Annotated in this window: 30 protein-coding genes and 4 pseudogenes; 16 read left to right on the top strand and 18 right to left on the bottom strand. The window is 65.0% G+C overall.

Translation table 11 applies throughout. From position 1 onward, the window contains the following. Positions 1-147: 147 nt before the first annotated feature. A complete protein-coding gene (locus tag ACSKB8_RS33300; RefSeq protein ID WP_091888093.1) occupies positions 148-354 on the bottom strand; it encodes a hypothetical protein in 207 nt (68 codons plus the stop codon). A gap of 107 nt (positions 355-461) precedes the next feature. Further along, positions 462-590, bottom strand: a complete 129-nt coding sequence (locus tag ACSKB8_RS33305; RefSeq protein ID WP_438108688.1) for a Flp family type IVb pilin — start codon at positions 588-590, stop codon at positions 462-464. A 268-nt stretch (positions 591-858) separates the two neighbouring features. Here ACSKB8_RS33305 and ACSKB8_RS33310 point away from each other — a divergent pair, with 268 nt between their 5' ends. Further along, positions 859-2163: a hypothetical protein gene (locus tag ACSKB8_RS33310; RefSeq protein WP_438108689.1), complete on the top strand. Its 1305-nt coding sequence runs from the start codon at positions 859-861 to the stop codon at positions 2161-2163. Between the two features lie 5 nt (positions 2164-2168). Here ACSKB8_RS33310 and pdxY read toward each other — a convergent pair. From pdxY to ACSKB8_RS33325, 3 genes and pseudogenes are all read right to left on the bottom strand, one after another. Then, positions 2169-2982: pseudogene (gene pdxY / locus ACSKB8_RS33315) on the bottom strand (pyridoxal kinase). 17 nt (positions 2983-2999) lie between these two features. Then, positions 3000-3619: pseudogene (locus ACSKB8_RS33320) on the bottom strand (FMN-binding negative transcriptional regulator). A gap of 148 nt (positions 3620-3767) precedes the next feature. Next, positions 3768-4400, bottom strand: coding sequence for a TetR family transcriptional regulator (locus ACSKB8_RS33325; protein ID WP_438108691.1), 633 nt, complete (start codon positions 4398-4400; stop codon positions 3768-3770). Positions 4401-4497: 97 nt separating this feature from the next. Between ACSKB8_RS33325 and ACSKB8_RS33330 the strand changes: the two genes are divergently transcribed. From ACSKB8_RS33330 to ACSKB8_RS33340, 3 genes are all read left to right on the top strand, one after another. Then, entirely contained in the window at positions 4498-5163 is a 666-nt protein-coding gene (locus ACSKB8_RS33330; RefSeq protein ID WP_370985313.1) for an O-methyltransferase, read from the top strand. Between the two features lie 216 nt (positions 5164-5379). Beyond that, positions 5380-5724 (top strand): DMT family transporter, encoded by a 345-nt coding sequence (locus ACSKB8_RS33335; RefSeq protein ID WP_128944295.1) that lies wholly within the window; start codon positions 5380-5382, stop codon positions 5722-5724. Continuing rightward, positions 5724-6293 carry a TetR/AcrR family transcriptional regulator gene (locus ACSKB8_RS33340; RefSeq protein WP_438108693.1) on the top strand — a complete coding sequence of 190 codons (570 nt, stop codon included), beginning with the start codon at positions 5724-5726 and terminating at the stop codon, positions 6291-6293. Before ACSKB8_RS33335 ends, ACSKB8_RS33340 begins: the two co-directional genes overlap by 1 nt. A 19-nt stretch (positions 6294-6312) precedes the next feature. On the opposite strand, the gene ACSKB8_RS33345 is transcribed toward ACSKB8_RS33340, so the two are convergent. The 5 genes from ACSKB8_RS33345 to ACSKB8_RS33365 all read right to left on the bottom strand — a co-directional run bounded on the left by ACSKB8_RS33345 (position 6313) and on the right by ACSKB8_RS33365 (position 10662). Then, a complete protein-coding gene (locus ACSKB8_RS33345) occupies positions 6313-6609 on the bottom strand; it encodes a hypothetical protein (protein WP_438110785.1) in 297 nt (98 codons plus the stop codon). 89 nt (positions 6610-6698) lie between these two features. Next, positions 6699-6878: a hypothetical protein gene (locus tag ACSKB8_RS33350; RefSeq protein ID WP_128944298.1), complete on the bottom strand. Its 180-nt coding sequence runs from the start codon at positions 6876-6878 to the stop codon at positions 6699-6701. Positions 6879-7151: 273 nt separating this feature from the next. Further along, positions 7152-7430, bottom strand: coding sequence for a hypothetical protein (locus ACSKB8_RS33355; RefSeq protein ID WP_176945616.1), 279 nt, complete (start codon positions 7428-7430; stop codon positions 7152-7154). Positions 7431-7592: 162 nt separating this feature from the next. Beyond that, entirely contained in the window at positions 7593-8585 is a 993-nt protein-coding gene (locus tag ACSKB8_RS33360) for an SH3 domain-containing protein (protein WP_438108695.1), read from the bottom strand. 154 nt (positions 8586-8739) lie between these two features. Next, positions 8740-10662: an FAD-binding monooxygenase gene (locus tag ACSKB8_RS33365; RefSeq protein ID WP_438108696.1), complete on the bottom strand. Its 1923-nt coding sequence runs from the start codon at positions 10660-10662 to the stop codon at positions 8740-8742. Positions 10663-10764: 102 nt separating this feature from the next. Here ACSKB8_RS33365 and ACSKB8_RS33370 point away from each other — a divergent pair, with 102 nt between their 5' ends. Both ACSKB8_RS33370 and ACSKB8_RS33375 read left to right on the top strand, forming a co-directional pair. Further along, complete coding sequence (locus tag ACSKB8_RS33370) at positions 10765-11229, top strand: MarR family winged helix-turn-helix transcriptional regulator (protein WP_128947721.1); 465 nt, start codon at positions 10765-10767, stop codon at positions 11227-11229. A 119-nt stretch (positions 11230-11348) separates the two neighbouring features. Beyond that, positions 11349-11782, top strand: a pseudogene (locus ACSKB8_RS33375) (COG4315 family predicted lipoprotein). A gap of 84 nt (positions 11783-11866) precedes the next feature. On the opposite strand, the gene ACSKB8_RS33380 reads toward ACSKB8_RS33375, so the two are convergent. Beyond that, positions 11867-12463 (bottom strand): L,D-transpeptidase, encoded by a 597-nt coding sequence (locus ACSKB8_RS33380; RefSeq protein ID WP_438110787.1) that lies wholly within the window; start codon positions 12461-12463, stop codon positions 11867-11869. A gap of 336 nt (positions 12464-12799) precedes the next feature. Here ACSKB8_RS33380 and ACSKB8_RS33385 point away from each other — a divergent pair, with 336 nt between their 5' ends. Then, positions 12800-13801, top strand: coding sequence for a hypothetical protein (locus tag ACSKB8_RS33385; RefSeq protein WP_438108698.1), 1002 nt, complete (start codon positions 12800-12802; stop codon positions 13799-13801). A gap of 387 nt (positions 13802-14188) precedes the next feature. Next, positions 14189-14419, top strand: coding sequence for a DUF6894 family protein (locus ACSKB8_RS33390; RefSeq protein WP_438108700.1), 231 nt, complete (start codon positions 14189-14191; stop codon positions 14417-14419). 1 nt (position 14420) lies between these two features. Here the strand turns inward: ACSKB8_RS33390 and ACSKB8_RS33395 are convergent, their stop codons facing one another. Next, positions 14421-15203 carry an SDR family NAD(P)-dependent oxidoreductase gene (locus ACSKB8_RS33395; RefSeq protein ID WP_438108702.1) on the bottom strand — a complete coding sequence of 261 codons (783 nt, stop codon included), beginning with the start codon at positions 15201-15203 and terminating at the stop codon, positions 14421-14423. A gap of 127 nt (positions 15204-15330) precedes the next feature. On the opposite strand from ACSKB8_RS33395, the gene ACSKB8_RS33400 reads away from it, so the two are divergent. Together ACSKB8_RS33400 and ACSKB8_RS33405 are read left to right on the top strand one after the other, a co-directional pair. Further along, on the top strand, positions 15331-15723 hold the full coding sequence (locus ACSKB8_RS33400; RefSeq protein ID WP_438108704.1) for a hypothetical protein: 393 nt from the start codon (positions 15331-15333) through the stop codon (positions 15721-15723). 108 nt (positions 15724-15831) lie between these two features. Then, on the top strand, positions 15832-16080 hold the full coding sequence (locus ACSKB8_RS33405; protein ID WP_438108705.1) for a hypothetical protein: 249 nt from the start codon (positions 15832-15834) through the stop codon (positions 16078-16080). A 21-nt stretch (positions 16081-16101) separates the two neighbouring features. Here the strand turns inward: ACSKB8_RS33405 and ACSKB8_RS33410 are convergent, their stop codons facing one another. The 5 genes from ACSKB8_RS33410 to ACSKB8_RS33430 all read right to left on the bottom strand — a co-directional run bounded on the left by ACSKB8_RS33410 (position 16102) and on the right by ACSKB8_RS33430 (position 19628). Next, entirely contained in the window at positions 16102-16287 is a 186-nt protein-coding gene (locus ACSKB8_RS33410; RefSeq protein WP_027572193.1) for a hypothetical protein, read from the bottom strand. A 174-nt stretch (positions 16288-16461) separates the two neighbouring features. Continuing rightward, positions 16462-16743 carry a cell division topological specificity factor MinE gene (gene minE / locus ACSKB8_RS33415; RefSeq protein ID WP_091888131.1) on the bottom strand — a complete coding sequence of 94 codons (282 nt, stop codon included), beginning with the start codon at positions 16741-16743 and terminating at the stop codon, positions 16462-16464. Next, positions 16740-17555 (bottom strand): septum site-determining protein MinD, encoded by an 816-nt coding sequence (minD, locus tag ACSKB8_RS33420; protein WP_018644673.1) that lies wholly within the window; start codon positions 17553-17555, stop codon positions 16740-16742. The genes minE and minD overlap by 4 nt, the downstream gene beginning before the upstream one ends. A 21-nt stretch (positions 17556-17576) precedes the next feature. Continuing rightward, positions 17577-18272: a septum site-determining protein MinC gene (gene minC / locus ACSKB8_RS33425; RefSeq protein ID WP_130220786.1), complete on the bottom strand. Its 696-nt coding sequence runs from the start codon at positions 18270-18272 to the stop codon at positions 17577-17579. Positions 18273-18611: 339 nt separating this feature from the next. Beyond that, complete coding sequence (locus tag ACSKB8_RS33430; protein WP_438108708.1) at positions 18612-19628, bottom strand: ABC transporter substrate-binding protein; 1017 nt, start codon at positions 19626-19628, stop codon at positions 18612-18614. Between the two features lie 101 nt (positions 19629-19729). On the opposite strand from ACSKB8_RS33430, the gene ACSKB8_RS33435 reads away from it, so the two are divergent. The 6 genes and pseudogenes from ACSKB8_RS33435 to ACSKB8_RS33460 all read left to right on the top strand — a co-directional run bounded on the left by ACSKB8_RS33435 (position 19730) and on the right by ACSKB8_RS33460 (position 24924). After that, positions 19730-20377 (top strand): TetR/AcrR family transcriptional regulator, encoded by a 648-nt coding sequence (locus ACSKB8_RS33435; protein WP_128934164.1) that lies wholly within the window; start codon positions 19730-19732, stop codon positions 20375-20377. 81 nt (positions 20378-20458) lie between these two features. After that, positions 20459-21229, top strand: a complete 771-nt coding sequence (locus tag ACSKB8_RS33440; RefSeq protein ID WP_438108710.1) for an ABC transporter permease — start codon at positions 20459-20461, stop codon at positions 21227-21229. A gap of 16 nt (positions 21230-21245) precedes the next feature. Then, positions 21246-22283, top strand: a complete 1038-nt coding sequence (locus ACSKB8_RS33445; RefSeq protein WP_438108712.1) for an NAD-dependent epimerase/dehydratase family protein — start codon at positions 21246-21248, stop codon at positions 22281-22283. Beyond that, positions 22270-23091: a GNAT family N-acetyltransferase gene (locus ACSKB8_RS33450; protein WP_438108714.1), complete on the top strand. Its 822-nt coding sequence runs from the start codon at positions 22270-22272 to the stop codon at positions 23089-23091. The genes ACSKB8_RS33445 and ACSKB8_RS33450 overlap by 14 nt, the downstream gene beginning before the upstream one ends. 6 nt (positions 23092-23097) lie before the next feature. Then, positions 23098-24153 (top strand): dihydrodipicolinate synthase family protein, encoded by a 1056-nt coding sequence (locus ACSKB8_RS33455; RefSeq protein ID WP_438108715.1) that lies wholly within the window; start codon positions 23098-23100, stop codon positions 24151-24153. Next, positions 24141-24924 (top strand): annotated as a pseudogene (locus tag ACSKB8_RS33460) (ABC transporter ATP-binding protein). Before ACSKB8_RS33455 ends, ACSKB8_RS33460 begins: the two are co-directional and overlap by 13 nt. Before the next feature lie 144 nt (positions 24925-25068). Here the strand turns inward: ACSKB8_RS33460 and ACSKB8_RS33465 are convergent. Beyond that, positions 25069-26160, bottom strand: a complete 1092-nt coding sequence (locus tag ACSKB8_RS33465; RefSeq protein ID WP_438108717.1) for a TRAP transporter substrate-binding protein — start codon at positions 26158-26160, stop codon at positions 25069-25071. Between the last annotated feature and the right edge of the window lie 60 nt (positions 26161-26220).

Genomic DNA, 26220 nt, shown 5'->3' on the forward strand with positions numbered 1-26220 from the left:
TCGGAGCACATTTAAGCGCGTTTTGCTGCATTGCGACATGCGTTGTTGCATTGCAATAACGCATGCAGCGCATGGCGATATGTTTAACGCGTACAAAGCTTTGGCCGAATCATGCCGGCCGCGACATGGCGCTTTTATGGGCGGTGGTCAGCCACCGAGCACGTTGCCCCAGCCGTCGAAGAGGTAGGCCTTCCAGGCCACGGTTCCATCTTCGCGCGGCCGGCTGGACTGCCGGTAGTCATCAGCCTGATCGGCGGTCCAGGTGATGATCGTGTCGGACAGACGATCATGCAGGATGGCGGGCTCGGTGGGATCGAAGGCGTCCATGGGACGAAGCGAGGAATGCGTGCTCATGGGCCGATCAACGCACGGCGCTGCGCAAGGTTGCCGCGAGGCGTCAGGCAAGACACCTTGTCACAAGACACCTTGTCAACAGCCCACGGCGAAAGCCTTGTTACCGCCTATTTCAGCGCGGTCGCGAGCGATTGCAGTTTTGCGACGAGATCGGTGCCGAGCGCATAGATGATCTCGATGATCGCGAGTGCGATCCCGGCTGCGATCAAACTGTATTCCAAGCAAATGCGGATCACTCAATTTGACGACAAAATGGGACTTGCCCTTGCAGGCATTTTCCGCCGCCGTCGCGTACGGAACGCCACGGAACCCGCGTTGCAACTTCGCAACACCCCTTCGAAAAGCTTGTTTTCGCTGAATTACGCCATTGCGCCGCCACACCGTCTTCCGAACAATCGACGCGCTGCGTGCCTTTCCGTGCAAGTCTGTTCACATCAAGACTGTTTGCATCACTGACTGTTCGAACAAGACGGGTTCGAACAGAACCGTTTGGAGGCAGGGATCATGAATGATCGGCGGTCTCTTCTGGTGGCGGTCTCATGCCCCTCGGCCGTTCTCGCCAGCTGGCTTGTGCTCTCCCTGTCTGCCTACGCGCCTGCCCTCATCGAGAACAGCGGCGCCAATGCGGCTGCCGTCTCGCGCGCGAAGGATCTCGATCGCCTCGACCTCGCCGACGTCCCACGCGCTGCGACCATCGAGGACGGCGTCGCCTTGACCGCCGAGATCGCTGCGGCGGCGGCGAGCCTGCCAACCGTTGAAACGGCAGCCGCGCCGGAGGTCCCAGCCGTCCAGCTCGCGTCGGCCGATCCCGCGCTGATATTGCCGGCGGAGCAGCCCGCGCCTCAGATTTCGCCTGAACCGGCACCCAGCGTCAGCGAGGCACCTAGCGTCAGCGAGGCTCCGCCTGCGCCGACGCCAGAGCCCGTCGAACTCGCATCCGCCGATCCCACCGAGATCGTGGCCACGGACCCATTGTCCCCCGCGACGATCGCGAGCGGATCCGCCCCGGCCGCAAGCAAGGCGCCGCCCGCGGATACCGTCGCCGTGCTCGACGAATGCTTCGTCGTGGACACCTGCATCGACCGCTATCTCTGGGCGCTCTACCAGCGCACGCCCAAGGAGGATTCGATCAAGGTCGAGGAGCGCCGCCCCGTCACAGTCAAGCGCAAGGGCAAGACGGTGACCGTGATGCGCAGCTTCACCAAGCTGGTCGACGAGGATTTCGGCTGGAAGGATCCGAAGGCGGCCGAGCACGCCGGCATGTCGATGATGGATTACGTCATCGGCGGCATGGACAAGAGCTTCAAGCGAAAACTGTTTCGCACGCTGCTCGCAGCCGAGGCCGCCGGCCTCTCGCCGGGCATCACCAGCGCGTTCCGTGACGACTATCGCCAGTCGATCGCGAGCGGCCTGAAGGCTGCCTCCGACCGCTCCTATCACGGTGGCAGCACGCGTGGTGGCTATGGCCACGGCATGGCGGCGGACATCGTGAGCACCCAGGGTAGCAACCGCGCGCAGCGCTGGGTCTCGACCGAAATCCTGTGGAAGTGGGTCGACGCCAACGGCAAGGAGCTCGGCATCGGCCGGCCCTATCTCGGCCGCGATCCGCCGCATGTCGGCCCGATCGACGGCAAGGAATACATCTCGCGCCGGGGCACGGCGGACCGCAAGGAAGCTGCCAATGCGAAGCCCAGGAAGATGCGCGCCGCGGCCCATGCAAAGCCGCCCAAAGCACAAGCCGCGCGCGAGCAGAAGGGCCCGGCAAAGCCGCAGAAGGCGGCGCAATCGGCCGGCAAGCGCGCGACCTGAAGTCGTTACGGCTCGCGGCCCTGCGGCAGCGGCACGAGACGCATCTCGGCTGTGCCGGCCTCCTGCGTGCGCACCAGCACCGCGAAGGTGGTCTCCACCGCGTGCCGCACCGCCACCTCCGTCGCCTCGCCCTTGGCCAGATGCGCCGCGATCAGACCGGTGAGGAGGTCGCCGGTGCCAAAGGGACGGATCGGCAGAAGCGGCGTCGCAAAGCGCGACAACCGGCCGTCGGCGCAGGATCGTCTCCAACTGTCCTTCGGGCGTGTCCGCGAGCGTGCAGCCGGTGGCGACGACGTCGATGCGGCCCTGTCCCACGAGCGCCGCGCACGCCGCAAGCAGGTCCTGCGCATCGGCAATCGTGAGGTCCGCAAGCAGCTCGAGTTCGAACCGGTTCGGTGTGGTCAGCTTCGCGGCCGGCAGCAGCCGATGCCGGAGCACGTCCAGGATTCCGTCGGCGACATAGACGCGGCCGTCGTCCCCGATCACGGGATCGCAGAGATAGACGAGCTTCGGATTGCGCATCAAAGCCCGCTCGACGAAGTCGGCAACGACGGCGGCATTGCCGGGCGAGCCGAGATAGCCGGTGACGAGCACGGCCGCCTCGTCGACGAGATCGCGCTCTTCAACACCCTTGAGCAGATCGGCGACCAGCTCGGTCTCCAGCACCCGCCCGCGCAGGCTCGGATAGCGCGGATGGTTCGACAGCAGCGTCGTCGGCACCGCCGCGACGTTCACACCCTCCGCCTGCATGGCATAGGCAGCCGCGCTGTTGCCGACATGGCCGTGGACCACCTGGCTTTGAATGGAGATGACGAGCATGAAGGAGGTCCGTAAGGTCAAACATCAGACGAAGCAAGGCTTGACGGGGTCTCGTACTTGAGCTCCGGTCGCAGCGCTTGCATCCTGCGCGCCAGCCGCCGCTGCCCTGTCTCCTCCGACCGCGCCAATCGATCTGCGACTGCGACATGGTCCGCATCGCTCTTGTGCTGATTGAGCTTGGCCTGGCCCTCGACTTGATCCACCACGAGATCGATGACGCGGATCGCAGCCAGCATGCTCTCGCGCTTGCTCGGTCCATCTGCGCGAGATCCCAAGGCTGCTTGGGCAACCGCGCCTCGGAGACGGCAAGCAGCGCATCGCCATGTCGGCGATTTTCGTCCAGCCCGCGCAGATGCGCCACGCCGGATAGGTGCACCGCCTCGTAGAGCCAGGTCGAGACGTTGTCGCGGGAGGCATACCAGTCATTGGAGACGTAGGCATCGTCGCCTGCAACGATCAGCAAGAATCGCCTGACGCCGCCGGCGAGCGGCACGAGCGGATTTTTGGCGGTGAAATGGATCTGCACGATGGCGCGCCCGCCGCGCTCGCCCAGCACGAATGGCACGTGCGAGGCCCGCGGCCCGCGCTCGTCCGCCGCCACGATCACGCCGAAGCCGCGTCGCCCAGCAAATTCCAGCGCGCGCTGCTCCTCGATGCGGAACTGGGGACGGAGGACATACATGGCGCGGCGCTCGATGATTGGATGAAGGACGAGGCGAGGCTAACCCATGATCCGGCGAAATCCGAAGAACAATCGGCCCGCAAACGCCGATGTCAGCAATGCCTCAGCGCCGCGCCAGCCTCGTAAGATAAGCGCAGAACATGTCGGCCATGGCATCGGCATAGGCTGCGATCTCCGCCTCGCTCCGCGTCTCTTCCGAAAAATTCTTGCCGACCTCGCTGAGCGTCGTCGTAATCAGCTCGCCGGCGAGGCTGCGCGTTGCATCCGAGGCTTTGGGCAGCGCCTCCCGCATGAAGGCGGCGACGATGCCCTCGCCGGCTGCCCGTGCCTCATGCGCCTCGGGCGCGTCGCGATAGAGCGGTGCGGTATCACTGAGCGCGATGCGGATCGCAGCCTCCTCGCATTCGGAGCGGATGAAGGCATGGACCAGCGCGCGCAGCCGCGCCGGAGGCGGCCTCGCCCGGTCCACCAGGATGCCGGCGAGCATCTCGCTGGTGCGCCGCCATTCGTCGCTCTGGAGGCGGAACAGGATGGCCGCCTTGTTCGGAAAATATTGATAGAGCGATCCGACGCTCACCCCGGCCCGCTCCGCCACCCGCGCCGTCGTGAAACGCTGCGCCCCCTCCTTCGCCAGAACCTGAACAGCGGCATCCAGGATGGCCGCCACCAGCCCGGTGGAGCGGGCCTGTTGCGGCTGTTTTCGCGAGGAAATTGAACGGCTTCGACGGTTGGCCATGGCGCCTGCGAGCAATGCGAATAGGAAATGCGACGAATTAGTCGTATTTCGATCTCCGCGCAAGCACGCGCTTCGCTGCGAACTCTGGAGACACCAAATGACCACCCCAATCATCACATCGCTTGCGCCGCTGCTGGATCGACTGTTCAGCGAGGCCGAAGCAGCAAGCGGCGCAACGCTGGCTGCCGTCGCCAATTTGTCCGATGCCGACCGGGCGCGGATGTTGCGGAGCAAGACCGCCTACCGCGATCTCTATGGACGCCTGAAGGACGCCCCGCTCGCGGTCTCGCGCGAGACCGGTACGTTGCTCTACATGCTGGCGCGCAGCTCCCGCGCCAGGACCATCGTCGAGTTCGGCACCTCGTTCGGCATCTCGACTCTGCACCTTGCTGCAGCTCTGCGCGACAATGGCGGCGGCCGCCTCATCACCAGCGAGTTCGAGTCGTCCAAGGCGGCACGGGCGCGGGACAACCTCTCGGCCGGCGGCGTGATCGATCTCGTCGAAATCCGCGAGGGCGATGCGCTGAAGACGCTCAGTGCCGATCTGCCTGACACGATCGACCTCGTGCTGCTCGACGGTGCCAAGGCGCTCTACTCCGATGTCCTGGATCTGCTCGAAGGCCATCTCAGGCCGGGCGCGATCATCGTCGCCGACAACGCCGACGACAGCCCCGACTATCTGGCGCGCGTACGCGCGCCCGGAAGCGGCTATATGTCGACGGCCTTTGCCGAAGACGTCGAGCTCTCGGTGCGGATCAACTAAGGTCCCATCGAACCGCCAGCCCCGGGCCGCCGCACGATGCATCGCGCGGCGGCTTCGTGTTGTCAGCGACCTGTCTTGGAAACTCCGGTCCTGGCGCGTGACGCGCCTGTCGCAGCCCCGTCACTCACACGTGATACCTGCTCCTGGCAAAAGCTATGTTCCGCGTGCTAAACATACCTACCGCGCGGTATCTTTTCTGCTTGCGTTCGAGCTCTCATGACATCCGCCTTCAATGCCTACGCCGCGCTTGCTCTCGCCATCGTCTTCGAGGTCACCGCCTCCGCCTTCCTGCAGCAATCGGCGCAGTTCACCCGGCCGTGGCCGACGCTGGCGATGGTGCTGTTCTACGTCGCCTCGTTCTATGCGCTGTCGGTCGCGATCCGCGTCATTCCCCTCAGCATCGCCTATGCGATCTGGGGCGGGGTCGGCATCATCCTGACCGCCACGGTCTCCTTCGTGCTGTTCCGCCAGATGCTGGATGCCGCCGCCTTCGTCGGCATTACGCTGATCGTGTCCGGGGTCGTGATCATCAACCTGTTCTCGGAGACCACGGTGCATTGATGCCGGAAAGCCGCTACACCCGCGCCAAGCAGCCCGAGCAGGTGCGGCGCGCCCTGCTCGACCACGCTGCTGCCATTGCCATGGACCATGGCGTCTCCGGCGTCACGGTGCAGGCGGTCGCTGCGGCGGCCGGCGTCACCAAGGGCGGTCTGTTTCATCATTTCGGAAGTAAGCAGGCGCTGATCGAGGGCCTGTTCGCCGATCTCCTCGCCCGCGTCGATGCCGAGATCGACAGCGCCATCGAGTCGGATCCCAAGCCGCGCGGCAGCTTCACGCGCGCCTATGTGAATGCGGTGTTCACCGGCAAGGCCTTCGGCTTCGCAACGCCCTGGGCGGCGCTGAGCATGGTCGTCGTCACCGATCCGTCGCTGCGCCGGCTCTGGAACGACTGGATCAAAGCACGGCTGAAGCGCCATCGCGCCACCGATAGCGCGCCCGACCTTCACATCGTCCGCCTCGCCGCCGACGGCGCCTGGCTGTCCTATGTCACGACGGGACAGACACGCATGAGCGCCGACCTGCGCGCCGTGCACGACCGCCTGATCGCGCAGACCTATCGACGCGCTTAGCCGGGATTCGGGACGACAGTTATTGGCTCTGTACCGCTTTGGGCGGACGTGGCGATGATCGCAGCGGTTTTGCGCCGGGCTTGGCCGCAGGACGCGGCGGCGGCCCATCGACCGACTCCAGATAGGCGGCAAGCGCCTTGGCGGAATCGGAGCTGGTCGCGTAGTGGTCCTTCAGGAACCAGGTCAGCGTCAGGCTGAAGCGTCCCTTGGCAAGGCCCCGAGGGGTGCGGTGACAGGTTGCGCAACCGTCGGCAAAGAGCTTTGCGGGCGACTTGCCGGCGTCGAGATTCTGCGCGGCCGCAACCGTCGCCGTCAGGACGGCGGCAAGAGTTCGTCAAGGGCGCGATCAAGCCGCGCCCCGGTCGAAACAGCGAAATCAATGTTGTCCCCTAGCCCGTCTTGCGGTTACGCCGCCAATAGCTGATCGAATTCGGGCGGCGCGTAGGCCTTGCCATCCTGATCAGTGATGACGACCTGCCATCCCTCACTGGCCCACACCCTTGCCTTGGCCACGATGAGCAACCGGCTCTCGCGGGCGAAACTGTACTTCTCGTTGTCGCGTTCTGCGACCATTTTGTAGGCCAATGCAAATCCCCTGGCGTTGCCTGCACCCGCTCCTCTCGTGGCAGCGGGCTTTGGCGGCAATTCGCCAGGAGCGTGGCGATTTGGTGCCATCCGCAGGCAGCACTGTGCCGGGCACGCTTCCAGCCGGGTAACCGGATGAGCGCGCGCCGCGTCCGGGACGCGATCCTGCTTGTCGCGGGCTGCTTGCCGTCAGGCGCGTCGTCATATCATGCTAAATCGGCCGCCGGTCCGTCACGACTGTCACGGGGACCGATAGCGCCTGTCCGAGCCCCGCTAGTGGACCCGGATCACGTGCGGCCGGCCGAGATTGATCAGCCCCTGCACCGCCGAGAGGCGATCGTCGAGGGCTGCGATGGTGAGCTGCAGATTGTTGCGGCGCTCGTCGAGCATGCCCATCTCGGCGCCGGTGAGCTTTGCGCTCGCCCGTTCCTTGTGGATCGCTTCGAGCGATTTGCGCAATCCGGCAATCAGGCCGGACAGCTGCTTGGCCTCCTTGGTCATCGACCGCTTCGCGACATTTTGGCGGCGCGTCTCCGCCTGGCTCTGTCTCATCGTCATCCTCCCGTGCCCCGCTGCCCCGAGTGGATGCTTACAGCTTTCGGTAGAGATATTACGATCGATGAAATCTGCCGGCGAAGAACTGACTTAAATTGTAAGGGCCTTGCGATGGCCAAAGAAAAAGCCCGGCGCTGCGGCCGGGCTTTTTTGGCAACCCTAGTGCTTTTGATGGCCGCCGCCAGGACCGCCGGCCGGCGCATTGCCGCCGCGCGGCGCCGCATTGATGTGCGGAGCGCCGCCCCCGCCCGGGTGCGACATTGCGGGCGCAGCCGCTCGCGGCGCCGGCATCTGCGCACGGGCATTCATCGGCGGACCGTGGCTGACGTTCGGCTGGGCGACATGCGGCGTCGCGGGCCGGGCTGCAGGCGCGGCCGCGCGCGGCGCTTCATGGGCGCGCGTCGGCGCTTCATGAGCGCGCGTCATCGGCTGCGCGCGAACGGCGGCACGGCTCGCAGCACGGTCGTGCATCATGCGCGCCTGCGCCTCGCGCGCACTGCGGCTTTGCACGGCGGTTCGCTCATTCGCGATGCGCTCACTCCGCGCGGCGCGGGTGCGGTCGATCGTAACCGCGGCGTTGCGCTTGGCGATCGCGGCGTTGGGCCGCGCGACCGCGGTATCCCGTCCGGTGATCGCGACATTGCCCTTGGCGTGCACACCGCTGCGCTCGAGTGCGACCGCCGCGTCACGCGTCGCCGCACGACCGATGCGGGCCGCACGTGGATCAAGCGTCATCCGCGTCGCGAAGCGCTGATGCGAAGTCCAGTAACTATTCCAATAGGCGTGGCGACGGTACCAGGGACGTCCCGCATAGTAGCTCGACCAGTACGAGGTCAGCACGAACGGGACGACGGGCACGTCGATCTCGTCGACATAGTCAGGGAGATAGACGTAGTGGTTGCGATAGAGATATTCGAGATATTGCGACGACACCCAGCCGCGATCGTCGGAGAAGCTCACATCGCACCAGGCATTGCCGCGCAGGCAACCATGGATGTTGACGCGGGCGCCGCCGGGGATGCGGTCGACCAGGGGAAAGCCCGTGCCCGGCCCGGCGCGCAGACCGGTCGAGACGGTGACGATGCCCGGCGCGGCCAGCGCGGCCGTCGGGACGAGCAGCAATGCGGCAAGTAAAACGCTTTTGAGTCTCATGGCGTGTTCCTCCTCTGCCAGTCGGAACGCGCAAGCAGAACGGGCGTTCCGCGAACGGTGGTCGCATCCGTCGAAAGATCGAGATGCACACCGCGCGCGGTTCAATATTCATTCGCCGTTCATCGGCACAGCGCCCGGTCGCGCTGCCAGGCCGTCAATTTGCTGGCAACATGACGGCGTCAAAGTACGACGCAAGCGCAGCAAAGCCGTCGAGCGGCAGCACGTTCGCGACATACTGGTCCGGCCGCACCACGACCATGCAACCCGCCTTCCGGTCGATGCCGCGCATAGCGAAGACGTCGTGCCCGCTCTTGAGATCGGGACAAAACATCTTCTCGTAATCGATCAAGCCGTAGCGGCCTTTGCGCGGCAGCAGCCACGACGGCATCGCCTCGACGGCAAGCTCGCGATGATCCTGCTGGAAGACCGCGCGCAGGTCGATCACGCTGTCGATATCGGCGCCCGTGGGCGTGTATCGCCTGATCGGCAACTCCCTGGCATCGGTGAGGAAATTGCACAGCGCGCGAATGGCTGAGCCGGCGGCGGCGGGATCTTCCGCAGGCGAAAACGCGTAGATGCGGAAGCGGCCGTCGGCCTGCGCCGCATGGCCGAGATGCACCGGCTTGGCGTCCGCCAGCCGAATCACCGGCGCGGAGTGGAAGCGCTTGCCGATGACGAGGCCTGCCGCGAGATGCTGATGTGCGGCCGTGCCGGTGAGAAGCGACGGACGGTAATGCGTCGCGGTCCCTGCCGTGTAACGGCCGTGCCGGACGAAATAGTCCTGCGTCTTCGCCGCATCGGCACCGCCGGCCTTCGCGGCGGAAGCGAGTATCCCGGCCCATTCACGATCGAAATCGATCAGCTCCTTGGCAACCGCCTGGCGTTCGGCCGAATAGGAATGCAGCAGGCTTGGGGCGCACTGCCTGCGCAGGACGGCGGCGAGCTTCCAGCCGAGATTGAAGGCATCCTGCATCGAGACGTTCATGCCCTGCCCCGCCTTCGGGCTGTGGGTATGGCAGGCATCGCCGGCGATGAAGATGCGTGGCGGGCGGGCGGCGACGTCGACCTCCGGCACGTCGTCGAACTTGTCGGTGAGGCGCTGGCCGATCTCGTAGACCGACCACCAGGCGATCTCCTTCACCTCGAGCGTATGCGGCTTCAAAATCCGCTGCGCCTTGGCGATCACGTCATCGGCGGTGATGTTGCGATTGGCGACGCGCTCGCCGATGTCGAGCTTGGCGAGCTCGACATAGAGGCGGACCATGTAACCGCCCTCGCGCGGAATGATGAGCAGGCTGCCGTCCTTCGCCGACTGGATCAGCGACTTGAAGCGGATGTCCGGGAAGTCTGTCACCGCCAGCACGTCCATCACGCCCCAGGCGTGATTGGCGGAATCACCATGCAGCTCGCGGCCGATCGACTTTCGCACCGTGCTGCGCGCGCCGTCGCAGCCGACGACATAGCGCGCCTTGATGGTTTCGATCGTGCCCTCGTTTCCGGCATCGACGCGCTCGAGGCGCACCGTCACGGCATGATCGGCGGCACCAGCGACCGGATCGACAGCGAGATCGAGCACGCGCCGGCTGTAATACGGCTCGAGCTTGGCCGGCGATTTCCGCATCACGTCGAGAAAGCCGTCATGGATGCGGGCCTGGTTGAGGATGACATGCGGGAATTCCGACAGCCCGTCCTCGACGTCCTGCACCCGGCCGCTGCGGACGATGGTCTCGGGATGCCGCTCGTCCGGCTTCCAGAACGTCGTCTCGTTGACCCAATAGGCCTCCTTCAGCACACGCTCGCTGAAGCCAAAGGCGTGAAACATCTCCATGGTGCGGCAGGCGATGCCGTCGGCCTGACCGACCAGCAGACGCCCCGGCTTCTGCTCGACGATGCAGGTCTTGATATCAGGGAATTGCGCGAGCTGGGCGGCCAGCGTCAGGCCGGCGGGCCCGCAGCCGACGATGAGGACATCGACCTCTTCGGGCACGGCGCCCGCTGCACCCGAGGCCTGAACACGCTCGGCGGGATCCGCAATCTCGGGATCGCCCGGCTGAAATCCATTCAGATGGAATTGCATGAGCACCTCTCCCGCCAAATTTCTGTTTGGATATTGCTCAGTATGCTGACTATCAGTATACTTGTCAATGATCCGCAACGCCCCTGCCAAACGGAGACCTCGGTGAAAGACAACAACGACATGCCGGGGCATCTGGCGCGCCGGTTCCAGCAGATCGCGGTCGCGGTATTCCTGGCTGAAGTCGGAGATGCCGGCTTCGATCTTACGCCGGTACAATATGCCGCGCTGGCGACCATCAAGGCCAATCCGGGGCTCGACCAGGTGACGCTCGCAGGATTGATCGCCTACGACCGCACCACCATCACCGGCGTGATCGATCGACTGGTGCAGAAGGGCCTTATCGAGCGCCGCGCCTCCAGCCGCGACCGCCGCGCGCGCGAGCTCGAGATCACTGATGAAGGCCGGCGCACGTTGCGCAAGATCACGCCCGCCGTCGAATCTGCGCAGCGCGTCATGCTGCGCGGCCTCAGCGCGAAGGAAGGCGAGGAATTGATGCGGCTGTTGCGCAAGGCGATTGCCGCCGGCAACGAGCTCAGCCGCGCGCCGTTGCGCGATGTGCAGGCATAAGCCGGTCGTTTTGTACGTAATTGTCGCAGCGCCGCGAAACCTGGAACTAACGTTCGACTGTTACGGTCGGCCCGTTCGGCGCTTAACGCGCGATTAACTTTGCGGGTCGGGAGTTTCGGATGTTCAGGTGCATTGTTGCGGCCGCGGCGATCGCGCTCGCGAGCGGTCATGCGCTCGCAAACGGCCATGGCGGCGGCGACTCCCGCCCCCGCCGAAACCCGAGGCAACGACCGCACCGGCGAAGGTGGTCCTGACCAAGCAGGGTCCCAAGCTCGTCGACCTCAAGGGCATGACGCTCTACTATTACGAGCGCGACACCACCGGCAAGACGTCGAACTGCAACGGCAAGTGCACCGAGAGCTGGGTTCCGCTAGCCGCGACGACCGACGCCAAAGCCGTCGGCGATTTCACCGTGATCAACCGCAACGACGGTAGCAAGATGTGGGCATACCGCTATCGCCCGCTCTACACCTCGCCTGCCGACAAGGCGCCGGGCGATGCCAACGGCAATGCCATGACGCTGCAATGGCGGATCGCCAGGCCGGGCGATTAAGACGAGATCGGCCCGCGGGCGTGAGCACCAGAGGTGCTCACGATGCCGCAGATGCCGGACACATCACGCCCGAGTGAGCTTTCCTCACCCGCGCCAGAACACGCCAGTCACGGCCTGCGCGTTTTGCCCAGGCGGCAGCACCACCACGGTCGAGCCCAGCTTCACCCGGTCATAGAGATCGATGACGTCCTCATTGCGCATCCGGATGCAGCCCGACGAGATCGCCTGCCCGATATATTCGGGCTGGTTGGTGCCGTGGATGCGATAAAGCGTGTCCTTGTTGCCGGCATAGAGATAAATCCCCCGCGCGCCCAGCGGGTTGGCGGGACCGCCGGGAACGCGCGCCGGATACGGCCCGAGCCGCGCCTGGATATCCGCTGTCGGAATCCAGTCCGGCCATTCCGCCAAGCGGCCGACCTGCGCGACGCCTGAGAACGCCATGGCTTCCTCGCCGACCGCGACGCCGTAGCGGATCGCTTTGCCCTCGGGCAGCACGAAATACAGGTAGCGCGCGTCGGTATCGACCAGGATGGTCCCTGGCTGCTCCTTGCGCTGGTAATCGACGATGTGGCGTAGATACTGCTCAGGTACGTTGGCCTTTGCGTAAGGCGTGTGCGCGAGCAACTGCCGGTCGCGAGCCGTCATGCTCGCATCCGTCGATGGCGAAAGCGTCGTCTGCATGCAGCCGCCGAGCGGCAACAAGGCGACGACGAACAAACAGAGAAGAGATCTTGGCACCACCGGCCCCCCGATAGCGCCCCCAGCCCCGCCAGATGCTGCCCAAATCGTGCTGAAAACAAGGCAAACCGGAACACGTGCACGTGTTCGACAAAACGGGTTCCATCACCACAAACGGCAGAGGAGCGTCGCATCATCTCCATCTCCTTGCCTTGCTTTGGTCAAACCCGGCTGGACTCGTGCGTCCCAGGGATTTGGGATGGGCCCACCTCAACAGATCGGCTCCGCGCCAATGCGGAGGACCAAAACTTAAACATCTGGGCTTCAAAAGGAGCTGCGATGCTCGCGACGCTCAACAGCAAGCAAATCGTCGATGAGATCGTGAAGGACACGGTCAAGGACAACGACCCGCACGACGCGGTTCAGATTTCTCCCGAGATCGTGCTGGTCTCGCGCGCGGGGAGCGCGGCGCCAGCGCTGGCGCCGGAGGTCGCGCCCCGTCCGGAGCCGAGGTTTGCTCCAGATCCCGCGCGTGCGCCGGAGCCCACGATCAACGTCGTCTACGGCAAGCCCGCTGCGGCCCCTTCGGTCGACACGGCGGTCCGCGTGACGGCCAGCGATGGTCCGGGCCATCGCAAGCGATCCGCGGTCGGCAAGTGGCTGCGCGGTGCGTTCGTCACGTTCCTGTTCGCGGGCGGCAGCGCGGCTGCCGCGATTGCCTGGGAGAAGCACGGCGACACCGCAAAGCAAATGCTCGCCGAATGGACGCCGGTAGTGACGTCGTTGATGCCTTCGATCTCGCTGACGTCTTCGACGTCGCAGACGACGCCCGTCGCGGCAGCGGAAGCCGCCCCGCCCGCAGCACCAGCGGCAACGGAACCAACGGCCGATCAACCCGCGACGCCGCCTCCGACCCAGCTTGCCGCCGCGCCCGCAACGGCGCAGCCGGACACCGCGCAAACGGTGCAATCGATGACGAACGATCTCGCCGCGATGGCGCAGCAGATCGAGCAGCTCAAGGCCAACATCGCCGAGTTGAAGGCCGGACAGGAGCAGATGGCGCGCGAGATGGCGAAGCCGCCTGCGCCGAGGCCAGTGGCTGTCGAGACCAAGCCGGTCGATCCGCGCCCACGCGCCTCTGCGCTCCCGCCGCGGCCTGTGCCGCCAGTTCGCAAGCCCAAGCCGGCCGTCACGCAGACTTACATGCCGGCCTATACCCCAGCGCCGCTTGCACCTCCGCCGCCATCGCAGGCTGTCGCGGCCCCGCCGCCGGCTGCGACGACGCAAGCCGTAGCCGATGACGATGGACCTGTCGTGCGTCCGCCGATGCCGCTGCGCTAGCGCAGCGCCAGGCGACACCACAGCGTCGCAGCGCTACGCTGTCCGAGTCGATGTGATGCGTTGAGTCCGGGCGATTACGGGAAGCGATGCTTCGATCGTCTTCCGCTCAAGAGAAAAGGCCGTCGGGATTTATGCCGGCGACCTTCTCTTGCAACTCCCGGTTCCCGGAGCCCGGTTCTGTTGCGATTCCATGCTTCATGATCGCGCCGCATATTTAATAAAATCTTAATGAGCTCACATGCTGCACATCATTTCTGCGCCATAAGCACAGAGATTGCGCGGCCGGATCATTCGATAAATATCGACTCGTGATACCATCCCGGATGTGTCGAGATTTCCATTGAAGACTTGTTTTTCAAACTTGGGTCATCACACCGGGGAAGTCGGATGCCTTACTACTCCTTCGATCTTGTGGTTGGTGAAGAGTTCAGGAACCAGGGCGGAATCATCCTCGAAGACATCGAGGTCGCCTCCGATCGCGCCGATCAATTGGCCACCGAACTGTCGCAGGTGAAGCCGGAGCTCCAGCAGAAGGGTTGCTCGGTGCGCGTTACCGATCGCGATCACAACGAGGTCTATCGCACGCCGCTCGACCCCGTGCCGGCGTGGCAACGCTAAGCTAATCTAGCACCGGCGGTTCGAACCAGTTCGTCAGCGACAGCCCGCCGTCGACGACGAAGGCTGCGCCAGTGACATAAGCGGAGAGCTTGTTCGACAAGACGGTGAGCGCCATCGGCGCGAGATCGTCGGCCTCGCCGAGACGCCCGAGTGGAATGTGCCGGGCCAGCGAGGCATCCGCGACGAACCCGCCGGCTGCGATCGCGCCGGGCACCAGCGCGTTGACGCGGATGTCGTGGCGGCCGAACGTCTTGGCGAGCTCCTTCACCAGCATCGCCATTGCCGCCTTCGCCGTCGAATAATGCGGCAGGTTGCGCGGCGTGCCGGCATGCAGCGAGGTGAGAAACAGGAACGAGCCCGGCCGCTTCGCCGCAATCAGCCGTTTCGCGATCTCGCGCGCCAGGTGAAAGCCGGCATCGAGATTGACGGCATGCATATCCTGCCAGGTCTTGCGATCGACCGCGAGCGCATGATCCGCCTCTCGCCGCGGCGGAGACGCGCTGTGGACGAAATGCGTGACGTCCCCGAGCGCCCCCTGTGCGGCGGCCAGCAGCTCATCGCAGGCTTCGAGCCTGGCGAGATCGCCGATCCAGGGCACCGCCAGCTCGGGCCTCTTGCTCGCGCCGATCGCGGCCTCTACCCGCTCGGCACTGATATCGGCGAAGACGGTCCGCACGCCCTCGCCGACCAGGGCCTGCGCGATCGCCCGGCCGATGCCGTTGCCCGCGCCGGTGACGAGCGCGGTGTCGCGTGCGGGATCAAATGGCGTGTTGAACAGGCTCATGTCGCGCTCCGGGGCCGGAAAGCGCCAGGTTAGCGCACCGCACGGAGGGACGACAATTGCGCTCCGGTCCCATTGCAGAGCGGCGCGCCGGACGCTAGCCTCTCAAAAAACGGAGGAGATACCAAGGATGCGCACCGGTTTTCTGATGACGGGCCTCTTGCTGCTGGCTGCACCGGCCCAGGCGGCCGACGCACCGCCGCGCTCGACCTATGTGACGATGGTGTTGCAGGCCTTCGCCGCCAAGGTCGAATGTCCGGGCACGGACCTCGTCTACCAGGACCTTGTGCAGAAGGCGCAGCAGATGCGCCTGCCCGACGGCACCACCGAGAAGGTGCGCAAGGCGATCGCCTGGATGCACACCGGCGGCAAGATGGGCGAGAAGCAGGACGACGATTTGATGGCCGAGGTCGCAGTCGCGACCCAGGCGACCGACATGGACCAGCGCCGCCTCGGCATGCCCGGCTGGTGCGAGGCCCAGAAGACCAACCTCGCCGGATTGATCCGCAGCAAGGGCGGCTAGCAGGCCGTTGCTGCGTTAAGCACGCTGCGACGAACCGTTGCTTCGGCTAACAATCGTCACAATCCTCCACACCATGCGGCCTCTTCGAATTCGAACCGGAGAGCCCTCATGCGGAGTATCCATTTCGTTTTCGCCGGCGCGATTGCGGCCGCCACGGTGCTGACCGCGCCCGTGCTGGCGAAAAATACCGACGCCCAGAAAGGCGAGGAAAAATCCACCTCGTCGTCCTGTAGTGCCTATCAGCAGGCGCCGGACGGATCGTGGGAACCCCTTCCCTGCAAGGAGACGGGCGAGCGCGCGCAGCCCCAGACACAGCATCGCACTCAGCAGCAAGGCGTTGACCGCGGGGAGCGTTGAGCACGCCCTGGGTTACAACTGTCAGCTCTGGTGCGGACCGCGCATGATCTTCATGGCGTCGACAATGTGACGCCATTCCTTGGCCTCCTCCGCCTCGCCCCGGCCCTCGCAGGCCTGCGCCTGCTCGGCGGCCTTCGCAATCGCAGCGAATCCATGCTGTTCCAGCATCTGCCGCGCGACGGTGTGGACCTGGACCTCGGACATCATGGGCGCTCTCCCGGTGGATGGAAACCGCGGTGCATCGCTCCCGCGAGTCTCTCACAACGATTGAGCCCGGGGCCTCGTTCCGTGCAGCCACCTGAGCGCACAACAAAGGCGGCCCGCCATGCCCGGCGGACCGCCTTCTCACCCACCCCAATTTGGACGCGTCGGCCGTGTCCCCTACGCGACCGCCACGCGCTTGCGCTCGATATCGTTGGGCACCTCTATATCGACCTCCAGGGTCGATACCTCGTCGCCGCGCTCGAGCCGGACGATGACCTTGGTCGGGTCCAGCGTGACGTGCTTGGACACGACGGCGAGAATTTCCTCACGCAGCACACCGAGCAGATCGGGCTGGCCACGCATTCCGCGTTCATGGGCAAGCAGGATCTGCAACCGTTCGCGAGCGACGGGTGCAGTGGCTTTCTTGCCGCGGAGAAGTCGAAGCAGACCCATGCTCATGCAGCCCTCCGTCGCAGCAGGCGGTCCATCAGACCTCTGCGCTCGGCGGGAACGTGCATCGTCACGTTCTCGCCGCAGAGGCGCTTGGCCGCGTCCATATAGGCTCGCGCCGGCGCTCCATCCGCGTTCGACAGCGTCACCGGCGTGCCGACGTTGGAGGCCTTCAATACGTCCTGGCTCTCGGGGATGATGCCGAGCAAGGGCGTTGCGAGGATCTCGAGGATATCGTCGATCGTCAGCATCTCGCCGCGCGCGGCGCGGGAGGGATCGTAGCGGGTGATGAGAATGTGCTTCTCGACCCGCTCGCCCTTCTCGGCCCGCACCGTCTTGGAATCGAGCATGCCGATGATGCGATCGCTATCGCGCACCGAGGAGACTTCCGGATTGGTCACGATCACGGCCTCGTCGGCAAAGCGCATGGCCATGGAGGCGCCGCGCTCGATGCCGGCCGGGCTGTCGCAGATCACCCAGTCGAACCGGCTGCGCAGGTCGGCGATGACCTTGCCCACGCCCTCCTCCGTCAGCGCGTCCTTGTCGCGGGTTTGGGAAGCCGGCAGCAACCAGAGATTCTCCAGCCGCTTGTCCTTGATCAGCGCCTGCGGCAGCTTTGCCACGCCCTGCACCACGTTGATGAGGTCGAACACGACGCGGCGCTCGGCGCCCATGACGAGGTCGAGATTGCGCAGGCCGACGTCGAAATCGACCACCACGACCTTGTCGCCGCGCTGCGCGAGCGCAGCCCCCAGCGCGGCGGTCGTCGTGGTCTTGCCGACCCCGCCCTTGCCTGATGTCACGACCAGTACCTTACTCATCTGAAATGTCTCCTTTGCTGGTCAGTTCAGTGCTGTAATTCGCATGGTATTCCCCTGCAGCCAGGCCTGCGCCGGCTTGCCGCGCAAGGCGGCGTCGATGTCGTCCGCAGTCTGATAAAATCCATCGATTGCAAGCAGTTCGGCCTCGATCTTCTGACAATAGATGCGCGCGCTGGTGTGACCGTTCACGCCCGCCATGGCGCGGCCGCGCAGCGCGCCGTAGACGTGGATGGAGCCCCCGGCGACCACCTCGGCACCGGAGCCGACCGAGCCGAGAATGGTGACGTCGCCTTCGGGGAAGATCACGGTCTGGCCCGAGCGCACCGGGTTTTCGAGCAGCAGCGAGGTCGGCTTGGCTTGGACTTTATCAGCCTTCTTGGGCGCGCTCGGCTCGACCACGCAGCTGCGCCCGCCCGAGAGCAGCGGCGGCATGGATGGCGTCAGCCGGCCGTCCTCCACGCCCTCGATGCCGAGCACGCGGATGTTGCGGTCCTGCAGGCTGGTCAGCAGATGGGTGATGCCGGCTTGGCTGAGGTCGACCGAGGACAGGTCGATCACCACGGGCCGGCCGGCAAAGAAGCCCGGCGAGCGCGCAATCGTGGCATCGATCTCCTGGAGCCAGTCCTGGATCGGGACCGTTGGCACGAACACGAAGGCCACATAGGAGCGCCCGCGCAGGCGCACCATTTGGCGTTGGACTTTTGCTGCAGCCTCCATAGCGGCCAACTCGTTCCCCGTTATTGAATGGTTAACGATGCGGCGGATGTGGTTAACGGCGAGTTAATTTCCCTGTCGGGTCATGTGAGACAGCGGGAGTTGGGCTGGCCAGAGGACGTTGGTCGGGAGCTCTCGCCCAGCATAAAGCTGTCATCGCCCGGCTTGACCGGGCGATCCAGTATTCCGAGACGGCTGTAGATCAAACGAAGGCCGTGGCGTACTGGATGCCCCGGTCCCGGCTCCGCCAAGGCTACGCCGGGGCCACAGGGGTGCTCGGCCGCCGAAGCTTTAGCGAAGGCGGCAAGCCGGGGCATGACAGTCGCATGTGGGGCCAGCCCCCTACTTCTTCACCTTGCTCGCATCCATCTTGATGGCGGGATCGAGCATCTTGGTCGTGAACGCCGTCGTCACATCGAACGGCTTCTCCATGCCGAGATAGGTCTGCACCAGCTCGTAGTCCTTCTTCATCCGCTCGCCGTCGATCCAGCCGAGCGCCTTCGTCGTCGTGAACTCGTCGGTCATCAGGAACTTGATGCGTTCCCACTGGCGCTCCTGGTTCTCCTTGTCGAGACCGGAGACCTGATCGAGCAGCGCTTTCAGGCACGGCGTGACGTCGGCGACGCAGGCCGCAAAGGCCTTCTGCGTGACGCGCACGAACGCCTCGACCACCTTCGGATTCTTCTGGAGATAGGCGCCGTTGACGATCAGCGAATTGCCGTAAGGATTGAGCCCGATGTCCTTCCAGTTGACGTAGCCGAGATCGGGCCCGAACTCGATCACCTTCAGATCATGCTCGTTGTAGAAGTCGCTGATGATGTCGACGGTGTGGCTCTTCAGCGCCGCGATCTTCGCGGTCGGCCCGACATTGACGAAGCCGACGGAGTCCGGCGCAAGGCCTGCGGCCTTGGCGAAGGCCGGCCACATCACGCGCGAGGCGTCGCCCGGCGGATTGCCGATCTTGTGCCCCGCGAAATCCTTCACCCCGTTCACGCCGTAGCTTTTCAGCCAGTAGAAGGTCTGGCCGGTATTGGCGTAGACGCTCATCACTGCAACGGCGTCGGCGCCCTTGCTCTTGGCCACTAGCATGGTGGCGAGATCGGCGACGCCGAACGGCGAACCGCCGGAGCCGACCTTGGCGGCGGAGACACCGGAGCCCTTGCCCGTCTCGATCGTCAGATCGATCCCGGCCTTCTCGTACCAGCCTTGCGCCTTGGCGTAATAATACGGCGAGTGATCGGCCGTCGGCGTCCAGTTCAGGATCAGATTGACCGCCTCGCCCGCGCTCGCGGACACCGCCGACACACCAATCATCAGGGCCAACACCAGGGCAGAGCCCGCCGCCTGCAAATGCTTCATCGCACCTCTCCTCATCGCCGCGACCCCGGCTTGTCGCTCTCCCCATGTGAGGATACCAATGCAACAAGCCCGCCCTCAACTTGTCAACTGTTTGGTTGGAAATGCCCGCAAAACGATCTGGCGACACCGTGCCGCAGCGCCGCGATCCCGTCGCCACCCGCAACAAGCTGCTCACCGCGGCGCGCCTCGAATTCGCCCGGCACGGCTTTGCGGGGGCCCGCGTCGACGAGATCGCCGAGCGTGCCGGCGTCAACAAGCAGCTCGTCTACCACTATTTCGGCGACAAGGACGCGCTCTATCTCGCCGTGCTCGAATGGGTCTATGAGGACATCCGCGAGCAGGAGCGCAGGCTCAATCTCGAAGGCCTGCCGCCGGAAAAGGCGATCCGCAGGCTGATCGAAGCCTCATTCGACCACCTCGCGGCAAACCCTGATTTCATCGTGCTCTTGAACGACGAGAACCGCGGCGGCGCCCGCCACGTCCGCGGCTCGAGACGGCTGGAAGCGATGCATTCCCCGCTGGTGAGAAGCGTCTCTCACATCCTCAACGAGGGGGTGCGCGCGGGCGTGTTCCGCAAGGGGATCGATCCCGTCCAGCTCTATATCTCGATTGCGGGCCTCAGCTATTTCTTCTTCTCCAACACGCCGACGCTGTCGGCGATCTTCGGCAAGGACCTGTCGAGCCGCGCCCAGCGCCGCGCCCGCCGCAGGCACGTCGCCGATCTGGTGCTGCAGTCGCTCCGGCCATAATCAACCAACTGGTTGAAACTTCCCTGAAGGCCGGTTAGGCTCGTCGTAGCGGCAAGTGACCGCGGCAACAGGGAGCAACCGGTGACAGGAGACGCGGCCCGCACCTCGCGCAGCTTTGCGATCATCCTGGTCGTGCATCTCGCCGTGCTCGTGCTCTGGCAGGTCGCGGTCGATGCCTTCCACGTGCCGAAATTCATCCTGCCCTCGCCGCTTGCCACCGTGCAGACGCTGGGAACCGAAGGCTATGCCTGGGGCGCCAACACGCTGGTGACCGCCATCGAGATCCTCGGCGGCTTTACGCTCGGCGCTTTCGTCGGCATCGCGCTTGCGGTGATCTTCAGCTGGGCGCCGCTGCTCAGCCTCGTGCTGCTGCCGCTGTTCGTGACGCTGAACATGATCCCGAAGGTCGCGCTCGGCCCGCTCTTCATCGTCTGGTTCTCCTACGGCATCGTGCCGAACATCCTGATCGCCTTCAGCATCTGCTTCTTTCCGATCCTGCTCACCACCGCACGGGGCCTGCGCGAGGTCGAGCCTGACCTGCTCGATCTCGTCAAATCGCTGCGCGGCTCGCGTTGGACGCTGTTCCGCAAGATCCAGCTGCCGGGATCGCTGCCTTACATCTTCTCCGGCATGAAGGTCGGCGCCATCCTCGCGGTCGCCGGCGCCATCGTCGGCGAGTTCATCGCCTCGGAGCGCGGGCTCGGCTACCTCATGATCCAGGTGCAGTCCTCGCTCGACACGCCGGCGATGGTGATGGCGGTCGTGCTGCTGACGCTGCTCGGGGTCGCTCTCTACGGCCTGGTGCTCGCCCTCGAACGCATGTTCGTGGTCGGCGACGCCAGGCAGAACTAAGACCAAGGACCAATCCATGCTGCTCACCCGCCAGACGCTGCCGAAGACCATTCCGGATGTCGCTGCGCTCGACGAGCTCCTGTGCCGGCCGACGCAGGCCCTGATCGACGACCTCGCCAAGGTCGAGGGCGACATCATGATCCTCGGAGTCGCCGGCAAGATGGGACCAACGCTGGCGGGGCTCGCGAAAGCCGCCGTGCCGGACCGCCGCGTCATTGGCGTCGCGCGCTTCAGCGATGCCAGCGTCAAGGACTGGCTGCATGCGCGCGGCGTCGAGACCATCAATTGCGATCTGATGGACGAGAGCGCGATTCAAGCGCTGCCAAGGGCGCCCAACATCGTCTTCATGGCCGGCCGCAAATTCGGCGCCGAGGGCGATCTGTCGCTGACCTGGGCGATGAACGCGCATGTGCCGGCCCTGGTCGCGCAGGCCTTCCCCTCATCCCGCATCGTGGCGTTCTCGACCGGCTGCATCTATCCCTTCGTCCCCGTCGACGGCAAAGGCTCGACCGAGGACATGGCGCCGAACCCGCCCGGCGAGTACGCCCAGTCCTGCGTCGGCCGTGAGCGCATGTTCGAGTATTTTTCGCGCAAGTTTTCGACACCGGGCCGCCTGTTCCGGCTCAATTACGCGATCGACATGCGCTATGGTGTGCTGCACGATATCGCCACGAAGGTGCTCACGGGCACGCCGATCGACGTCAGCCTGGGCCATGTCAACTTCATCTGGCAGGGCGATGCGTCCTCCCAGGCGCTGCGCTGCCTTGCCCATTGCACGACGCCGACCTCGCCGATCAATGTCAGTGGCCACGAGATTTTGGCGGTGCGCGATCTCGCGCAAAAATTCGGCGCAAGGTTCGGCCGCGCGCCGGTGCTGACAGGCAAGGAAGAGCCGACGGCATGGCTGACCGACACGTCGAAGGCAGTCGAGCTGTTCGGCCTGCCCGTCGTCGACACCGAGCAGTTGATCGCCTGGACCGCGGATTGGGTCTCCCGCGCCATGCCGAGCCTCGGCAAGCCCACCAAATACGAGGTGCGCGATGGACGCTACTGACGGCCCGCCAATCATCAAGCTCGGCGTCCAGGATGCGATCGCCGGGCTGGCGCTGTCGACGGAAGCGCACTGGAACCAGACCGAAGAGGACTGGCGCATCTTCCTGCGCGACGGTGTCGTGTTCGGCATCCGCGACGTCGCGCGACTGGTGGCGACCGCAGCACTGCTGCCCTATTCCGGCAACAACGCCTGGATCAGCATGGTGCTGGTGTCCGCAACGCATCGGCGCCGCGGCCTTGCAACACGCCTCGTCGACGCCTGCCTGGAAACGGCGCGCAGGAATGGCCTGACGAGCTGGCTCGATGCGACGCCCGACGGCGCCACTGTCTACGGGCCGCTCGGATTCACACCGACCCTGCAGTTGCGCCGGCTGAAGCTGGTGAAACCTGGGCCGTCATCCGCGCCGGTGCCATCAGCCGCAACGCTCGAGGCGCTTTGTGCCCGGGACCGGCGCGCCACAGGTTTCGACCGGACCGCTCTGCTGACCGCCTTTGCACGGCGCTCGGCGTCACGCATCGTCACTGCAAACGGATGCATCGCGCTGGTCCGCGATGGCAGAACTGCGCGCCATATCGGCCCCTTGTTCGCTGATCATGCCGCCGAAGCGTTGGCTCTCGTTCACGCGATCGCGGGGTCCGAGGACCGGCCGCTCCTGCTCGACGCCGTCGCCTCGCAGGGCGCGTTCCTGGAGCGATTGACCGCCTCGGGCTGGACCATCGAGCGGCCCTTCCAGCGCATGCGGTTCGGCCCCGCCACCATCGCTGCCGAAGAAACGCCATTCGCCGTTGCGGGCCCTGAATTCGGATAGGACATCATGCACCACAGCCAGATCAACAGCGACATCCGCAAGCTGATCGCCGAGGGCACCGTGCTGCCGGCGCATCCCCTCGCCCTCACCGCCGAGCGCCAGCTCGACAAGACGCATCAGCGCGCGCTGACGCGCTATTACATCGATGCCGGCTCAGGCGGCCTTGCCGTCGGTGTGCACACGACCCAGTTCGCGATCCGCGACGTCGGCCTCTACCGTCCCGTGCTCGAGCTCGCCGCCGAGACCGCCGCGAGCTGGACCAAGCGTCCATTGGCGATGGTCGCAGGCCTTGCCGGTCCAACCAGCCAGGCAACCGCCGAAGCCCGCACTGCACGCGACATCGGCTATCACGCCGGCCTGCTCAGCCTCGCAGCGATGAAGAGCGCCTCCGAGGACGAGATCATCGCGCATTGCACCGCGATCGCCGCCGAAATACCGCTGGTCGGCTTCTACCTCCAGCCGGCCGTCGGCGGCGTCATCCTGTCGAGCCGCTTCTGGCAGCGCTTCGCCTCGATCGACAATGTCGTCGCGATCAAGATCGCGCCGTTCAACCGCTATCGCACGCTCGATGTGCTCCGCGGTGTCGCCGCCGCCGGCGCGCTCGACCGCGTTGCGCTCTACACCGGCAATGACGATCATATCCTGCTCGACCTGATGCTGCCGTTCGACCTGCGCGACAACGGCGTCACCACACGCACCTATTTCAAAGGCGGCCTGCTCGGCCATTGGTCGGTGTGGACGGCGAGCGCCATCCAACAGTTCGAGCGCTGCAAGGCCGCGCGGCACAAGGACAGCGTGCCGGCCGACCTGCTCGCACTCGATGCTCGCGTCACCGACTGCAACAGCGCGTTCTTCGACGTCGCCAATAATTTTCACGGCTGCATCGCCGGTTGCCACGAGGTGCTGCGACGCCAGGGCCTGATGAAAGGGTTGTGGTGCCTCGATCCGAACGAGGGCCTCAGCCCCGGCCAGAAGCAGGAGATCGATCGCGTCACTCGCGAGCACGCCGATCTCAGCGACGACGCCTTCGTCGCCGCCAACTTGAACAAATGGCTGGCATGACCGAAGAGCCCTTCATCAGCCTGCAAGGCGTCCGAAAAGTCTACCGCAGCGGCGGTGCCGAATTCCTGGCGGTCTCCGACGTCACCATGGACGTGCAGGAAGGTGAGCTGGTCTCGTTGGTCGGCCCGTCCGGCTGCGGCAAGACCACGGTGATGAAGATATTGGCCGGCCTGCACGGCGCCGACGGCGGCACCGTGAGAATAGGCAATGCCAAGAGCCCGTTCGATCCGACCCGCGACATCGGTATGGTGTTCCAGCAGGCGCTACTCTTGAAGTGGCGCACCATCCTGGACAACGTGCTCTTGCCGGCCGAGATCGTCGGCCTGCCGATGAGAGCCGCGCGCGAGCGGGCGCGCGACCTGCTCAATCTGGTCGGGCTTGCCGGCTACGAGCAGAAATATCCGCAGCAGCTTCTCCGGCGGCATGCAGCAGCGCACCGCGATCGCGCGCGCCTTCATCCACGATCCGAAGCTGATCCTGATGGACGAGCCGTTCGGCGCGCTCGATGCGCTGACGCGCGAGCAGATGAATCTGGAGATGCTGCGGATCTGGCGCGAGAGCGGCAAGACCATCATCTTCGTCACCCATTCGATCCAGGAGGCCGTCTTCCTGTCCTCGCACTGCGCCGTGCTGACGGCGGGACCTGCGAAGATGGCCGACTATTTTGCGATCGACCTGCCCTTCCCGCGTGATCTTCCGCTGAAGACCACGGATGCGTTCGGTGCGTATGCGCGAAGGATCTATGCGAAGCTGGGGCTCGGCGCGGCGTAGACCACTTGCTCAGGTCCCGCAGGGTGGGCAAAGCGAAGCGTGCCCACCAGGGCCAGTCGAGCAAGTCGTGGTGGGCACGGCGCAAGTGCGCCTTTGCCCACCCTACGGGAGCGCGGCGCAATCGCGGCACCGCGCCCCTCAAGCTCAGCTCTTGTTGCGCGTCTTGCTGAGCAGATAGTTGTCGTAGAAGTTTTCCGCGATCTGCGTGTAGAACAGCAGCTCCTTCATGTAGGCGTCGTGGCTGTCCTTGGTCCGCTTGAACAGGTCGCTCTTGGCGGCGAGCTCGTTCAGATGGTCCTGGGTCGCGTTGTAGCAGGCTTCCAGCACCGGCTGCGGGAACGCCTTCAACTCCGCGCCATTGGCGATCAGGCGCTTGAGCGCCGCCGGATTCACGCTGTCATATTTCTCGAGCATCCAGGCACCGGCCGCCGATGCGGCCTGGTTGACGATAGCCTGGTATTGCATGGGCAGCGAGGCCCATTTCTCGTCATTGACGATCATGTGCAGCATGGCGCCGCCTTCCACCAGCCCGGGAAATGATCGTATTTGGCGAACCTTCTGGAAACCGAGCTTCTCGTCGTCATAGGGACCGACGAATTCGGCGCCATCGATCGTGCCCTTCTCGAGAGCCGGATACACATCGCCACCGGCGATCTGCTGCGGGACGACGCCGAGCCGCGCCAGCACATGGCCGCCCATGCCGGCGATGCGGAATTTGAGGCCTTTGAGGTCGTCGACGGTCTTGATCTCCTTGCGGAACCAGCCGCCCATCTGGGTGCCGGAATTGCCGCAGAGGATGGCGTGCGCCTTGAAAGGCTTGAGCGCTTCGTTGGTGAGGCCGGCGCCGCCGCCGAAGTGCCACCATAACTCCTGATGGCGATGGTTCATGCCGAAGGGCGCGCCGGTGGCATAGGCCAGCGCGGGCTCCTTGCCGATGTCGAAATCGAGCGGCGTCTGCGCCATCTCCACCGAGGCAGTGCTGACGGCATCGAGCGCCTGCAGGCCGGGCACGAGCTCGCCGGCGGCGAAGGTCTGGATCTGGAATTTGTTGTCGGTGGCTTCCGCGACGTATTTCGCAAACGTCTGCGCCGTGCCGTAGATGGTGTCGAGCGATTTGGGGAAACTCGAGGTCAGGCGCCATTTGATCTCGGGCGCGCCTTGCGCGATCGCAGGGGCCGCAACCAGCGTCGTCGCGCCCGCGACCGCGCCGCCCTTGAGGAATGTACGGCGTTTCATGATGGGGTCTCTCCCTTGAAGTCAGTTTTCAAACATATTGGTTTGGAGCTACGGTCTTCG

This window comes from Bradyrhizobium sp. BR 1432, from assembly GCF_051547705.1.
Taxonomy (GTDB): Bacteria; Pseudomonadota; Alphaproteobacteria; order Rhizobiales; family Xanthobacteraceae; genus Bradyrhizobium; species Bradyrhizobium zhanjiangense.

Coding starts and splice junctions, on each gene's coding strand:
- ACSKB8_RS33360 (WP_438108695.1), bottom strand. CDS start 8,585: ATGAGACTCAAAAGCGTTTTACTTGCCGCATTGCTGCTCGTCCCGACG.
- minC (WP_130220786.1), bottom strand. CDS start 18,272: ATGGAGGCTGCAGCAAAAGTCCAACGCCAAATGGTGCGCCTGCGCGGG.
- ACSKB8_RS33330 (WP_370985313.1), top strand. CDS start 4,498: ATGACCACCCCAATCATCACATCGCTTGCGCCGCTGCTGGATCGACTG.
- ACSKB8_RS33325 (WP_438108691.1), bottom strand. CDS start 4,400: ATGGCCAACCGTCGAAGCCGTTCAATTTCCTCGCGAAAACAGCCGCAA.
- ACSKB8_RS33355 (WP_176945616.1), bottom strand. CDS start 7,430: ATGAGACAGAGCCAGGCGGAGACGCGCCGCCAAAATGTCGCGAAGCGG.
- ACSKB8_RS33435 (WP_128934164.1), top strand. CDS start 19,730: ATGCCCGCAAAACGATCTGGCGACACCGTGCCGCAGCGCCGCGATCCC.
- ACSKB8_RS33310 (WP_438108689.1), top strand. CDS start 859: ATGAATGATCGGCGGTCTCTTCTGGTGGCGGTCTCATGCCCCTCGGCC.
- ACSKB8_RS33465 (WP_438108717.1), bottom strand. CDS start 26,160: ATGAAACGCCGTACATTCCTCAAGGGCGGCGCGGTCGCGGGCGCGACG.
- ACSKB8_RS33335 (WP_128944295.1), top strand. CDS start 5,380: ATGACATCCGCCTTCAATGCCTACGCCGCGCTTGCTCTCGCCATCGTC.
- minE (WP_091888131.1), bottom strand. CDS start 16,743: ATGAGCATGGGTCTGCTTCGACTTCTCCGCGGCAAGAAAGCCACTGCA.
- ACSKB8_RS33340 (WP_438108693.1), top strand. CDS start 5,724: ATGCCGGAAAGCCGCTACACCCGCGCCAAGCAGCCCGAGCAGGTGCGG.
- ACSKB8_RS33400 (WP_438108704.1), top strand. CDS start 15,331: ATGCGCACCGGTTTTCTGATGACGGGCCTCTTGCTGCTGGCTGCACCG.
- ACSKB8_RS33380 (WP_438110787.1), bottom strand. CDS start 12,463: ATGCAGACGACGCTTTCGCCATCGACGGATGCGAGCATGACGGCTCGC.
- ACSKB8_RS33430 (WP_438108708.1), bottom strand. CDS start 19,628: ATGAAGCATTTGCAGGCGGCGGGCTCTGCCCTGGTGTTGGCCCTGATG.
- ACSKB8_RS33390 (WP_438108700.1), top strand. CDS start 14,189: ATGCCTTACTACTCCTTCGATCTTGTGGTTGGTGAAGAGTTCAGGAAC.
- ACSKB8_RS33395 (WP_438108702.1), bottom strand. CDS start 15,203: ATGAGCCTGTTCAACACGCCATTTGATCCCGCACGCGACACCGCGCTC.
- ACSKB8_RS33405 (WP_438108705.1), top strand. CDS start 15,832: ATGCGGAGTATCCATTTCGTTTTCGCCGGCGCGATTGCGGCCGCCACG.
- ACSKB8_RS33300 (WP_091888093.1), bottom strand. CDS start 354: ATGAGCACGCATTCCTCGCTTCGTCCCATGGACGCCTTCGATCCCACC.
- ACSKB8_RS33450 (WP_438108714.1), top strand. CDS start 22,270: ATGGACGCTACTGACGGCCCGCCAATCATCAAGCTCGGCGTCCAGGAT.
- ACSKB8_RS33365 (WP_438108696.1), bottom strand. CDS start 10,662: ATGCAATTCCATCTGAATGGATTTCAGCCGGGCGATCCCGAGATTGCG.
- minD (WP_018644673.1), bottom strand. CDS start 17,555: ATGAGTAAGGTACTGGTCGTGACATCAGGCAAGGGCGGGGTCGGCAAG.
- ACSKB8_RS33385 (WP_438108698.1), top strand. CDS start 12,800: ATGCTCGCGACGCTCAACAGCAAGCAAATCGTCGATGAGATCGTGAAG.
- ACSKB8_RS33445 (WP_438108712.1), top strand. CDS start 21,246: ATGCTGCTCACCCGCCAGACGCTGCCGAAGACCATTCCGGATGTCGCT.
- ACSKB8_RS33455 (WP_438108715.1), top strand. CDS start 23,098: ATGCACCACAGCCAGATCAACAGCGACATCCGCAAGCTGATCGCCGAG.
- ACSKB8_RS33410 (WP_027572193.1), bottom strand. CDS start 16,287: ATGATGTCCGAGGTCCAGGTCCACACCGTCGCGCGGCAGATGCTGGAA.